The 12522-nt window shown below is 37.2% G+C and carries 10 protein-coding genes and 1 pseudogene; 2 read left to right on the forward strand and 9 right to left on the reverse strand.

The features are described 5' to 3' along the window. Positions 1-31: 31 nt before the first annotated feature. From recG to H3V11_RS05890, 3 genes are all read right to left on the reverse strand, one after another. Positions 32-2068 (reverse strand): ATP-dependent DNA helicase RecG, encoded by a 2037-nt coding sequence (recG, locus tag H3V11_RS05880; RefSeq protein WP_198224286.1) that lies wholly within the window; start codon positions 2066-2068, stop codon positions 32-34. Positions 2069-2258: 190 nt separating this feature from the next. Continuing rightward, positions 2259-4127 carry a dihydroxy-acid dehydratase gene (gene ilvD / locus H3V11_RS05885; protein WP_198223849.1) on the reverse strand — a complete coding sequence of 623 codons (1869 nt, stop codon included), beginning with the start codon at positions 4125-4127 and terminating at the stop codon, positions 2259-2261. A gap of 189 nt (positions 4128-4316) precedes the next feature. Next, a complete protein-coding gene (locus tag H3V11_RS05890) occupies positions 4317-4895 on the reverse strand; it encodes an RDD family protein (RefSeq protein WP_084585055.1) in 579 nt (192 codons plus the stop codon). A gap of 319 nt (positions 4896-5214) precedes the next feature. Here H3V11_RS05890 and H3V11_RS05895 point away from each other — a divergent pair, with 319 nt between their 5' ends. Beyond that, complete coding sequence (locus tag H3V11_RS05895) at positions 5215-5517, forward strand: hypothetical protein (protein WP_084549870.1); 303 nt, start codon at positions 5215-5217, stop codon at positions 5515-5517. 404 nt (positions 5518-5921) lie between these two features. Here H3V11_RS05895 and H3V11_RS05900 read toward each other — a convergent pair whose 3' ends face one another. The 6 genes and pseudogenes from H3V11_RS05900 to H3V11_RS05925 all read right to left on the reverse strand — a co-directional run bounded on the left by H3V11_RS05900 (position 5922) and on the right by H3V11_RS05925 (position 11026). Next, positions 5922-6680: an RDD family protein gene (locus H3V11_RS05900; protein WP_198223851.1), complete on the reverse strand. Its 759-nt coding sequence runs from the start codon at positions 6678-6680 to the stop codon at positions 5922-5924. Positions 6681-6918: 238 nt separating this feature from the next. After that, positions 6919-7335 (reverse strand): transcription antitermination factor NusB, encoded by a 417-nt coding sequence (gene nusB, locus H3V11_RS05905; protein ID WP_025330374.1) that lies wholly within the window; start codon positions 7333-7335, stop codon positions 6919-6921. A 34-nt stretch (positions 7336-7369) separates the two neighbouring features. After that, complete coding sequence (gene ribH, locus H3V11_RS05910; protein ID WP_084585092.1) at positions 7370-7822, reverse strand: 6,7-dimethyl-8-ribityllumazine synthase; 453 nt, start codon at positions 7820-7822, stop codon at positions 7370-7372. 133 nt (positions 7823-7955) lie between these two features. Continuing rightward, complete coding sequence (locus H3V11_RS05915) at positions 7956-8852, reverse strand: DMT family transporter (protein WP_025330375.1); 897 nt, start codon at positions 8850-8852, stop codon at positions 7956-7958. Between the two features lie 152 nt (positions 8853-9004). Continuing rightward, positions 9005-10087: pseudogene (gene ribBA / locus H3V11_RS05920) on the reverse strand (bifunctional 3,4-dihydroxy-2-butanone-4-phosphate synthase/GTP cyclohydrolase II); the annotation flags it as partial. 693 nt (positions 10088-10780) lie between these two features. Next, positions 10781-11026 carry a hypothetical protein gene (locus H3V11_RS05925; RefSeq protein ID WP_084585091.1) on the reverse strand — a complete coding sequence of 82 codons (246 nt, stop codon included), beginning with the start codon at positions 11024-11026 and terminating at the stop codon, positions 10781-10783. Positions 11027-12020: 994 nt separating this feature from the next. On the opposite strand from H3V11_RS05925, the gene H3V11_RS05930 reads away from it, so the two are divergent. Next, positions 12021-12449, forward strand: a complete 429-nt coding sequence (locus tag H3V11_RS05930; RefSeq protein WP_084585090.1) for a hypothetical protein — start codon at positions 12021-12023, stop codon at positions 12447-12449. Positions 12450-12522 lie beyond the last annotated feature (73 nt).

Raw genomic sequence — 12522 nt, forward strand, 5'->3', positions numbered from 1 at the left:
TTCACTGGAGCTGTTAATACAGATAAATATTTTATACGCCCAAATAAGCAGACCGTTGAGATAGCCACCGTTGCAAATGTTTATTGACTACTTCAGGTTGCTGGCTAATCAGAACAGGCGCTAAATCACGTGCTTTTTCCAGTATGGGCAGATCTTCTTCCAGATTAGCAAAACGCAGCATCGGCACACCACTCTGGCGTGCTCCTAGAAACTCTCCCGGTCCGCGAATATTCAAATCTTGTCGGGCAATTTCAAAGCCGTCGGTATTTTCATAAATTACTTTCAAACGTGCTTTGGCAACATCACTAAGAGGTTCACTGAATAACAATACACAGCGGCTGGCTGCTGCTCCACGTCCCACCCGACCGCGAAGCTGATGCAATTGTGCCAGTCCCATACGTTCAGCATGTTCTATTACCATCAGACTGGCATTGGGTACATCTACACCAACTTCAATCACTGTTGTAGCTACCAGTACCTGAATACTGCCTTCAACAAATGCTGTCATAACAGCTGCTTTTTCTGCCGGCTTGAGCCGTCCATGTATTAAGCCTATATTCAGTTCCGGTAACGCCGTCTGTAATTGAGCAACTGTATCCACGGCAGTTTGCAATTGCAGTACTTCAGATTCTTCAATTAACGGGCAGACCCAGTATACCTGCCGGCCTTGTGCACAGGTATGCTTTACCAGTTTTTCAACTTCCTGACGGCGGGCCGTGTTTACCAGACGGGTTATAACAGGTGTTCGTCCGGGAGGCAGTTCATCAATGACAGAAACATCCAGATCGGCAAAAAAACTCATTGCCAGTGTGCGTGGTATTGGTGTGGCGGACATCATCAGCTGATGTACATCTTCACCTTTATTTTTTAATGCCAGACGCTGGACAACACCAAATCTGTGTTGTTCATCAACAATAATCAGGCCTAGATTATGAAAAGTAACATCATCCTGAAATAGAGCATGCGTACCTATTGCCAGCTGGGCAGTACCATCTGCCAGTTCTTTCCTTGCTTCATCACGGGCTTTTTTGCGCATACTGCCTGAAAGTCTGGCAATCCGGATTCCTAAAGGTGAAAACCATTGTGTAAATTTCAGATAATGTTGTTCAGCCAGAATTTCTGTGGGTGCCATGACCGCTACCTGAAAACCGGCTTCTATTGCTATTGCCGCTGCCAGAGCACAAACAATGGTTTTACCGCTGCCCACATCTCCCTGTAGTAAACGGTGCATTGGGTGTGTCTGGGCTAAATCATCAGTGATTTCAGCAAGAGCACGTTGCTGAGCTTCTGTTAAGGTAAAACTCAGGTTAGCCAGTAAATGCTCACTAATATGGCCGTTACCAGTTAAAGCTTTTGTATGCCCGTTTAAGCGTTGCTGGCGTGCCAGCCTCATGGATAACTGCTGAGCCAGCAATTCATCAAATTTCAGTCTTTGCCATGCCGGTAAAGTACCTTCATGTAAATCATGCGCAGTGTACTCTGGTGGTGGAGAGTGCAGAAAAATCAAGCTTTCCAGCAGGGGAGGTAATTGTAACTGCTGTAATAATTCAGCCGGCAGTGTATCATCTGCCGGCAAGTGCTTGAGTGCAGCCTGAATCAGCCGGCGAAGAGCAGGCTGGTTTAGTCCGTTAACGGAGGGATAAACCGGAGTAAGGCTTTCTGCCAGTCCTTTATCAATATCAGTGCGAATTTTTGGGTGCACCATCTCATCGCCAAAAAAACCATGTCTGATTTCACCCAGAGCCCGAATCACATTACCTTCTGCCAGTTGTTTTTGCTGATTAGGATAAAAATGTAAAAATCTCAGGTACAAGACATGTCCGGATACGTCCTGAACTTGTACTACCAGCTGTTTGCGCGGACGAAGTTGTATTTGCTGATGAATAACAGTAGCTTCAATCTGTACCGGCACTCCGTTCTGTGCATCAGCAATCGGCGTAATATGTGTCTCATCTTCATAGCGTAACGGTAAGTGTAAAGCCAAATCCCAAATATTAGTAATATTGAGTTTGGTCAGTTTGGCAAGCGTATTGGCACTTACTGGAAAGGGAAAATCAGCAGCAGACATAGTGACAAACAGTAAAAGCATATTACAACATGGTTACGATAGCATGTTTGCACATATAGCGCTAATCTGACCACTTTAATCATATTTAAAGAATTGATCAGAATATCAAATTAATACACTGTGTATTTTGATTAAAAAATAAACCCGTTTCGCTATCCAGACAGCGAAACGGGTACTTTGACAGAATGAATTAATCTTGTCGCTCTACCTGTGTTACATCACGTACAGCACCGGTATCAGCACTTGTAGTCATGGCTGCATAGGCACGTAAAGCAACAGAGACATGACGCTGACGTTTAACAGGTTTCCATGCACGAGCACCACGACTTTCCATTTCTGTGCGGCGTTGTACCAACTCTGCATCAGATACAGCCAGATGTATCCGGCGTTCAGGAATATCAATTTCGATAATATCTCCTTCCTGTACCAGCCCGATATTGCCGCCTTCGGCAGCTTCAGGAGAGGCGTGGCCAATCGAAAGCCCCGAGGTGCCCCCGGAAAAACGACCGTCTGTAAGCAGAGCACATGCTTTACCCAAACCTTTAGATTTCAGATAACTGGTCGGATAAAGCATTTCCTGCATTCCGGGACCGCCTTTAGGACCTTCATAACGGATAATAACCACATCACCAGCTACTATTTGATTACTTAGAATGGCTTCAACAGCCTCATCCTGACTTTCAAACACCCGGGCGCGGCCGGTAAATTTAAGGATACTATCATCTACCCCAGCCGTTTTAACTACACAGCCGCGTTCTGCGAGATTACCGAATAACACAGCCAGACCGCCGTCCTGAGAATAAGCATGCTGTTTATCACGGATACAGCCATTTTCACGATCCAAATCCAGAGAAGGCCACATCGCGTTTTGTGAGAAAGCCTCAGTTGAACGGATTCCGCCCGGTGCAGCCCGATACCGTTGTATTGCCTCAGTATTGTTCTGATTGCTTACATCCCAGTGCTTAATCGCATCTGCCAGAGTAGGCATATGTACAGTATGTACACTGGTATCAAGTAAACCAGCATGATTAAGCTGGGATAAAATGGCCATAACACCTCCGGCACGATGCACATCTTCCATGTGATATTTTTGTGTAGCCGGAGCCACTTTACACAGGCAGGGTACATGGCGGCTTAACTGATCAATATCAGCCATTTTAAAATTAACACCGGCCTCGGTGGCGGCTGCCAGCAAGTGTAATACCGTATTGGTAGAACCACCCATAGCAATATCCAGACTCATAGCATTATTAAAAGCTGCCTTAGTTGCAATACTGCGCGGAAGCACACTACAGTCATCCTGTTCATAATAGCGTTTGGCTAATTCAACAATACGCCGGCCTGCTTCAAGAAAAAGTTCTTTACGTAATGCATGAGTAGCGAGTAAAGAACCATTACCGGGTAAGGATAAACCCAGAGCTTCAGTCAGACAGTTCATTGAATTAGCTGTAAACATACCAGAGCATGAACCGCAGGTAGGGCAGGCACTACGCTCCACTTGTGCAACCGTTTCATCGCTGATTTTATCGTTACCAGCCTCAATCATTGCATCAATCAGATCCAGCTTGCGGATTTGTTGCTCACCATTGGTGGCAGCGATAATTTTACCCGCCTCCATCGGTCCACCGGAGACAAAAATAGTCGGAATGTTCAGGCGCATAGATGCCATCAGCATTCCCGGAGTAATTTTGTCACAGTTGGATATACACACCAGTGCATCAGCACAATGTGCGTTGACCATATATTCCACACTATCCGCAATCAGGTCGCGTGAAGGCAGGCTATAAAGCATTCCTTCATGTCCCATAGCGATGCCATCATCAACCGCAATGGTGTTAAATTCCTTGGCAATACCGCCAGAACGTTCGATTTCACGTGCTACCAGCTGACCTATATCGTGCAAATGCACATGTCCGGGAACAAACTGGGTAAAAGAATTGGCTATGGCAATAATGGGTTTGCCAAAATCATTATCAGCAACACCTGTTGCACGCCAGAGCGCACGTGCACCGGCCATATTACGCCCATGTGTAGAAGTTTGTGAACGGTATTGTGGCATTATGCATTCCCTTGTATTGGTTTTTATCTGTAAATGTAAAACAACTGCCAGCATGGTACGCAGGCAGTTGATGTTTGTAAACTTAGAACTGAGTTGATTATATAATTTTAACAAGTTAATTTCATACTACACAGAAATTAATATTGCTGAAAAGATATATCAGTATGTAATATTCTTAAGTATATAAAATTATTTTTTTATGACAATTGTTTTGGCCAAATAATCTTGGAGAGTACGACGATTGGCCTCTGTTCTGAACAGCATAAAAAAACAAATAAATGTAATTAAATAGTTAAATATTTTCTCAGTAGATTCAGGATTAAGGTTAAAAATTTCAATCAATAAGTATGAAAAAATAATGATAATTGTTTGAAACAAAATTTCACGAATTAATACAGTACCGACAAATCCCGGATTGCGTCCGTCAAGGTTAATAACTTTAATTTTCATAATGCGCTTACCAAATGACTGACCAGTTTTACTCATCATAATCCATTGTGCTGTGATAAATGGTATTGAAGGTATTAAAATACATATGATCAACACTAGGTAATCTAGGTAATTTATTTGCATAGATACTGACTGGGAACCCTCATGAAATACATATAGCAGTGCAGCCAAAAATATACATAGAGAATATAAAACAGCGTTAATTATATACGCAGCGCTCCTTTCCCATGGACTGGCAAGTTCAACTTCTATTTCCGAATCATGAAAATCATCATAATCATAATTATTCTTTGAAAAATTCTTCTGAGTATTGGGCATAGTGTATTTCCTTAAAATTTGTTAAAAAAGTATTAAAGAAATGTATTGTTGCTCAAACATTAGTCGTAAGTACTTTTATAAAAACAAATTTAAATAATATTAAATTATAAATAGGTTAAATGTAGTAAATTATTTTATTTTGTTCCCTGTCAATCGTCAATCATTTGTTTTCAATATTTATTTTTCTATTTGTTATGAAAAAATATTCAATTAGTGAATTTTTAGCAAATTTTTTAATAATATATAAATATTTTATTTATTATTTTAAAATATTCAATTTATATCAATATCAAATAAAATGAATTAATTTGAGGTTAGCTTGAGTAAGATACAGGATTTTACAAAAATACAAGGTTTGAATGAAAAAGATGATATTTCTACACAAGATTATCTTGTTGCAACTTCATTACAACACGTGATAGCAGGTATGATCAATATACAATTATTTCTTGCTCCTGCAATTGTCATGTATATTATTTTATATATTCGTCCTTATTCTAATATTTTTTTCTATATTACTTTTGTTTGTATTATATTTTTAATAATTTTTCCAGCCTGGGAGAGTTACCGGATGCGGACACAGTGGCAGTTTATAGGTAAAAAGATAATGGGTTCAGGGTAATACACCTTAATATTAGGTTGTCTGATTTTTGGATTAATGTGATAAAAAGAGAGATCATTTATTATTTATATATAATTTTTCTTGTAATGACTATTTTTATTTACCAGTTCCGTATAATGAGGTTTTGTGGATTTTTTCTTACTGACGTTGCTTAAGCTATGGTCATTATTAATGACACTTCCATTATTATTTATCATTCTTTTGATAAATATATTCAATTTAACGTGTCTATATCGACTATTTTCAGATAAATTTTTATCTATCACTTTACAGGATAAACTTGCAAAAACCAAAGTAGTACAAAATATTTCAAAATAGCTTTATAAAAAATATATTAATATTATTTGAGTAATTTTAAATTTAGTCAGCCTCAAGAAATTTTAATTTTTCCTGAGGCTTATTAGTTATTTAATTTTTACAACGATTGTATTAGCCAAAAAGTCTTGCAGTGTACGATAATTTGATTTTCTTATAAATAACATAATTATACAAATAAAAAGAAATAGAGTTGAAAATTCAGTGAATATACTTAAAATCCTATATAAATAATCTAAAAACTTATCAATAAAATTCAGGTATATACCAATATTTTTAGCAGGTTCCATTTCACTGAAATATACATATATTCCTACTAATTTAAACAAAAGGATAAGAGTAATGAATATATAAAAAATTTCACGGATTAATACTGCATTGAAAAAGCCAGCTTTCTCACCATTCTTTTTAATAACTTTGATTTTCATTAATCGCTTACCAACAGATTGGCCTGTTAAACTCATTTGTATAAATTGAAACACAACATAAATGAGTAAAGGTAATATGATATATAAGAATATTCGTAATGGTTGATGTACACCTCCCTCAAACTCATCATCCATAAATAAGAATGAAAAAATAGATCTTATTGGCTTATCAGTTGTATAATCTGCAAAAATCCATAATTCAAAAGGATTTATAATATTTTGTGAATAATTCGATTCATAATCAGTTTGAAAATTGTAAACATGTAAAGCAATGTAAAATATAAAATAATATATTACATAATTAATCAGATATGCTGTAACTCTTTTCCATGGCGGAGCCAGTTCAACCAGGCCGCCTTTTTCTGTCATTAAAAAATTATGTTTATCATTTAATGCTGATGATTGTTGAGTACGGGACATAAATTTTATAAATCTCCTAGTGTGAAATCAAATTTCAATATGCTTATAAATCAGCAATGTTTTAAGTTAATTTTTATAAAAAATAATATTATATATTTACATAATATTATTTGGTAACAATATCAGAATTTATTTATATTTCATTAGATTTATTTGGTAAATATGGTTTTTTTATAAATAAAAACAGATATTTATAAATAAAATATCTGTTTTATGATGTAGCTAATCCGTTTTTATATTATGCAGGTGTTCTCAACTCAGCTGAGAGTTTATCCAGAATACCATTAATGAATTTGTAGCCATCGGTACCACCAAAGGTTTTAGTAATTTCGATAGCTTCATTGATAATTACCGGATGGGGTGTTTCCGGCATGGCAGAAAGTTCATGGCAGGCCATCAGCAGTACAGCCCGTTCAACCGGATTAAGCTCATCTTCGTGGCGGTCCAGCAGAGGACGGATCCGTTTCATGTAATCACGCTGATTATTATAGGCACCAAAAAATATCTGGGTAAACAATTCTTCATCAGCTTTGGCGAAATATTCATTATCACGAATATTCTGCGCAATAATAGCAGCTGATTCTTCGTTATTCAGTTGTGCCTGATATAAAGCCTGAACAGCAAACTGACGGGCACGACGACGTGGTGTAATCATTGACATGTATACAATGTCCTTGTTTAATAAATAATCAATATTGAATTTTAAGCAGATTGGCCATTTCTACTGCCACTATAGCCGCTTCACTGCCTTTATTGTGCATACGTGCCAGTGCCTGAGCATCGTTTTCGGTAGTCAGTATTGCATTGGCAATGGCTATATTGTGATCCAGACTAACTCGGGATACACCTGCAGCAGCTTCGTTGGACACCAGCTCAAAATGATAAGTCTCACCGCGGATAACCACTCCGATGGCCACCAAAGCATCAAATTTGCCGCTACCAGCCATGCTTTTCAATACTAGAGGTACTTCTAAAGCACCTGGCACAGTAGCCAAAGTTATATCGCTCTCTTTAACCCCCAGTTTAACCAAGCGGTTGCAACAGGCTTTGACCAGCTCTGCTCCGATAGGATTAGTAAAGCGTGCCTGTACAATGCCTATACGCAGGCCAGAGCCGTTATGTTCCGGGGTGATGGTATTCATTCAGTTTCCTTTTTTCATCTGTTACGCCTCAAGCACCATTGCATTGTCCGGAATAAAATACTTACATCACAGACACACAAGTATTTATGCTTAGCATTCTGATTTTACCGAATTTGCCAATAGGGTGGAATGTTTAAACCGTTTTTTTCTGTTTGTGTCTGGGCTTAAGTGAGCCCAGATAAATGGCCAGTAAGGTCAGTGCAGTACCAGTCCATTGCACAGTATTTATCGGTTTATTCAGCAAGAAAAAATCGATCAGAATCGCAGCAACAGGTTCACTTAGTAATAATAAACCGGTTAAAGTCAGTGACAGCAAAGGTACAGCATAAGCAATTAACCCCCAGGCAAAACACTGCATGACCACACCGTAAATCATGATCAGAAGAATATCTTTTGTGTTAGTAGGCCAGAAATGGCTTGAATCAATCAGGATACTTGGCACAATTAATGCACCGACTGCTCCGACACTGACCAGCAGCATCAGCGGAAATAATGCAACCGGCTCTGCCAGATGAGCCTGACGAATACATGCCATAGAGGCAGCCATTGCTGCACCGGAAATCAGACCGATAAAAATACCATAACCACCATGTGAATTGTGTCTGAGTTCAGGGTGGGCGATCAGTAAAATGCCGATTACAGACAATATCATGCTGAATAGTTGTAATTTGCTCTGTCGTTCACCGAAGAAAAACCAGGCAATTGCCGCCAGAAAAAAAATCTGCATACTGTTGAGCAGAGTAGAAATTCCCGGGCCTACTGCATGAATGCTTTCATGCCAGAATGCCAGATCAAAACCTAAAAATACACCTGATAGCATACAAAACCGTTTTGCTTTATTGCTTTCAGGCAGTTTCTGACCAAAATAGCGACTTAAAAACAGAAAAACAATACCACCAATGAATACACGCCATAATGCAATGGCATAAGAACCAATAGATACAAATTTAACAATCAGGCTGCCGAGTCCGAAAACAACGCAGCCGAAAGTTAAACCGGAAGCAGCCCATTTTTGCGGGGTCAGTTGCATTAGATACCATCCTTAAATAACAGCCATTACAATAGGCTGTCGGAAAATACCCGATGCCGGTGTTCAATGGCAACAGATAATTCAGACAGCCTGAGGTGGGGTATTGTATTTAATTGTGTTACTAAAATATATACTTGTTTAGTAAAGAATTATTATCGGGATGGTTCTTCAAACCCGGTAACTTCCAGACCAAATCCATTCAGGCCGGTAAAGGCAGAAGGCTTACCCATTACCCGCATGCGTTTGACTTTTAAACCAGCCAGTATCTGAGCACCGATACCATAAGTTTTACTATCCCACTGTCTGGTCTGATGAGTGCCTTTGGGCAAGGTGCGGTCTAATAAAGTGGCTCCGGTTTCAGTACGGTGCATCAGTATAATTATACCGGCATCAGCTTGCTGTATACGTGCCATAGCTTCAGGTAGTGGCCATGTATGCAACTGATCCGGTTGCAGAAAATCCATGGCGCTAAATGGTTCATGTACTCTTACCAGTACTTCACCGGCAGTTTCCGGATCGCCTTTAACCAGTGCCAGATGGGTTTCACCGGATAATTGATCAACATATACATGCTGAGTAAAATCTCCCCATGTTGTATGGATAGTATTTACTCCCAGTTCTTCTATCAGACTTTCGTGACGGCTGCGATATTCAATCAAATCAGCAATAGTGCCAATTTTAATATCATGTTTTTCAGCAAAAACCATCAGCTCCGGCATACGGGCCATGGTGCCGTCGTCATTAATGATTTCACAGATAACGGCTGCCGGAATCAAGCCGGCCAGTTTGGCTAAATCAACGCTTGCCTCAGTGTGTCCGGTACGAACCAGAACACCGCCTTTTTGTGCACGTAATGGAAAAATATGACCCGGCTGGACAATATCTTCTGCTTTGGCTGTAGGGGAAACTGCTGCCTGTACAGTATGGGCACGGTCTGCTGCGGAAATACCGGTAGTAATACCATGTGCTGCTTCTATGGAAACCGTAAAATTAGTACCATACTGAGCGCCGTTATTCTGTGTCATCAGTGGTAAGCGGAGGCGATCTACTATTTCTTCTTCCAGAGGCAGGCAAACCAGACCCCGGGCATATTTAATCATGAAATTGATGGCTTCAGGTGTGACAAACTGTGCAGCCATGATTAAATCACCTTCGTTTTCACGGTTTTCTGCATCAGTAATAATAACCATTTTACCGGCTTTTATGTCGGCAATAATTTCAGGAATGGTGGCAATACTCATGATAGTAAACAACGCTCCCTTAATAAAATAAGGGTTATTTTACTCTGGATTACCGGGACTGGTGCGCTTTTATCTTAGCGTTATTCGAATGCCGGCTACGAAATTACCGGAATAAAAAAATTAAAATAAACAGATTAAGCTGCAATATCATTAATCAGGCAGGAAATTATATAAATAATAATGATTTTTTACTCAAGTTACTGAATAGATGGTGAGATAATAAAATTTTACTCGCAGGCATTATTGATGAATAAAAGATGAGTCAGTCGCTTGCTTTATTTATTCAGGTACTGGCAAGTTGAATTTTTGAAAAAGGTAAGGTTCAGTCAGTTAGTGAATTTTTCTCACAAAACTTGTCCCAACTAACCAACAAAAATTATTCTGTCAGTAATAAAATTGTACAATCTGCTATAAAGCAGATTCATAAAATAATTCTGCATGTTCAGATTATAGTAGAAATTTTTCTTTAAAAGTAACGACAGAATAGTATGGTAAATAATGTTACGTGGTATACAAAAAATGTTTATAAAGGTTTCTGCTTCTGATTGCGTAAGTATATAGCGAAACATAGCAGTAAGCCGTTTTGAAAACAGATTGAATGTAGAAGGGTGGATAAATACAAACTTGGCGGAACAGCTTTTATCATCGAGATAAAATAATATTTAATTATATTTTCTATTCTTTTAATTAAATACCTTGTAGATAAGAATTTTTTTTAATCAGCTGCACTTTATGGAAAACAGTTTCGGGAATAAAATTCGAGCCAGATTTTACCTGATAGATATCTATAGAAGCCAGTAATTGGCTCATTTGATTTAATCCGATACCAATATTATTTCTGAACTTTAATAGTATAGATTTTTTAAATTTGCTTCCCGTACACATCGTGCCGTAAGCCATATCTGCAAGCTCAATGGTGATTGTCCCAGTCATTTCTTATTTATATAGTCAGAATAAATAAATCTTATAATTACAAAAATAAAGTATTCGATAAATTTGTTAGCTATTAAATTCAATTTTTTATTAAAAATTTTATTCCAGATATAAATTTGTGTGAATAGGATTGTATTGCCTTAAATACCTTATGAATTAAACTTAGAAGACATAATATTATATATCAATTGATGTCTGAATATATGTATGTATCTAAACAAATTAATCTGGATTTGTCTGAAATAATAAAAAATTAAATTGTAGTTTTTAGAATAAAAAATAATATTGAAAATCTAAACTATTAAAGTTATAATTTCTTTACAAATGTAAAGAAAAGTTTATTTATGAAAATATAGGAATAGTAATGATCTCTTTTACACCAACAGTATTTTTTTCGCGTTTATGCTCTTCTTTGGCAATTATAATTTGCTATGGATATCCAATATTGTTGTATATCGGATTAATTCATAAAGAAAACAAAAATAATGATTTAATTCTGCTTTTGTTATCAGTCTACTTTATACTTACTATACTTGTTTTAATGATTTTAGGATGGGCTCTTAACTGTAAATCAAATATTTGGATTAAGACAGTTGTGATCTTCGCGTCATGTTGTGCTATTCCTCATTTATTATTCAGTTTGGTATTTCTGCTAGGTATTTTCAGCCTCCCTTTATACATATTTACTTATTACCTAGCTTATTGGTATTTGAAAGGTGGTGCAAATTACCAGCCCACAACAAAGCCAAAGAGAATTAGGTTAAAGGTAATCAGCTAAAATATGTCATCAATAAAGTTATAGTATGATTTAGTTTTTATATTTAAAAAATATCTATTAAAAAAATATAAAATATCAGTATGATAACTGGCCATGAAATATTTCATTAATTAAAACTAATGGCCACATCTGCTCGTATTGAGTTTGTTAAATAAGTTAATAAATTTAATAAATTTATTGCATTTTTAATCAATATTATTACACAGGATAATTATTATGGATAAAGAATATACTGAGGCTACATTTCTGCGGCGTTTTAGTATTTCTGTCATGTGCCTGATTATAGGATCACCATGTTTCTTTCTAGGTATTGTAGGTGATGATAAAGCATTTCCGTTTTTACGTTTATTGCATATTATGCCTATGCCGGAAAATATGAGCAGTGATGAAATTTTTTATTTCACATTGGGAGTAATGGCTTTTTTAGCCACAGTAATATTATTAATTATGATGTTCGGATGGATATTTGATATTTCTACTAATCGTTTTCTGAAAATATTGGTGATTATTGGCTGTTGCTGCGGTTTTCCTAACGCTGCATTGTGTTTGAGTATTGGTGGCCTGATAGGAATAGGATTATTAATTTTACCTGCGACAATATTATCTATATATCTGTCACTTAGGTACTTTAATATTTTCGATTAAAATCAGTTTAAAGATAAAATTAATAACAAATAATTATTTATAGCCGAATATTTTGAAACTGATTATTACTTAT

It is taken from the genome of Snodgrassella sp. W8158 (assembly GCF_016100435.1).
GTDB lineage: Bacteria > Pseudomonadota > Gammaproteobacteria > Burkholderiales > Neisseriaceae > Snodgrassella > Snodgrassella alvi.

Excerpts from the sequence above, each read along its gene's own strand:
- recG (WP_198224286.1), bottom strand. The coding sequence starts at position 2,068 with ATGTCTGCTGCTGATTTTCCCTTTCCAGTAAGTGCCAATACGCTTGCC.
- ilvD (WP_198223849.1), bottom strand. The coding sequence starts at position 4,127 with ATGCCACAATACCGTTCACAAACTTCTACACATGGGCGTAATATGGCC.
- H3V11_RS05890 (WP_084585055.1), bottom strand. The coding sequence starts at position 4,895 with ATGCCCAATACTCAGAAGAATTTTTCAAAGAATAATTATGATTATGAT.
- H3V11_RS05900 (WP_198223851.1), bottom strand. The coding sequence starts at position 6,680 with ATGTCCCGTACTCAACAATCATCAGCATTAAATGATAAACATAATTTT.
- nusB (WP_025330374.1), bottom strand. The coding sequence starts at position 7,335 with ATGATTACACCACGTCGTCGTGCCCGTCAGTTTGCTGTTCAGGCTTTA.
- ribH (WP_084585092.1), bottom strand. The coding sequence starts at position 7,822 with ATGAATACCATCACCCCGGAACATAACGGCTCTGGCCTGCGTATAGGC.
- H3V11_RS05915 (WP_025330375.1), bottom strand. The coding sequence starts at position 8,852 with ATGCAACTGACCCCGCAAAAATGGGCTGCTTCCGGTTTAACTTTCGGC.
- H3V11_RS05925 (WP_084585091.1), bottom strand. The coding sequence starts at position 11,026 with ATGACTGGGACAATCACCATTGAGCTTGCAGATATGGCTTACGGCACG.
- H3V11_RS05930 (WP_084585090.1), top strand. The coding sequence starts at position 12,021 with ATGGATAAAGAATATACTGAGGCTACATTTCTGCGGCGTTTTAGTATT.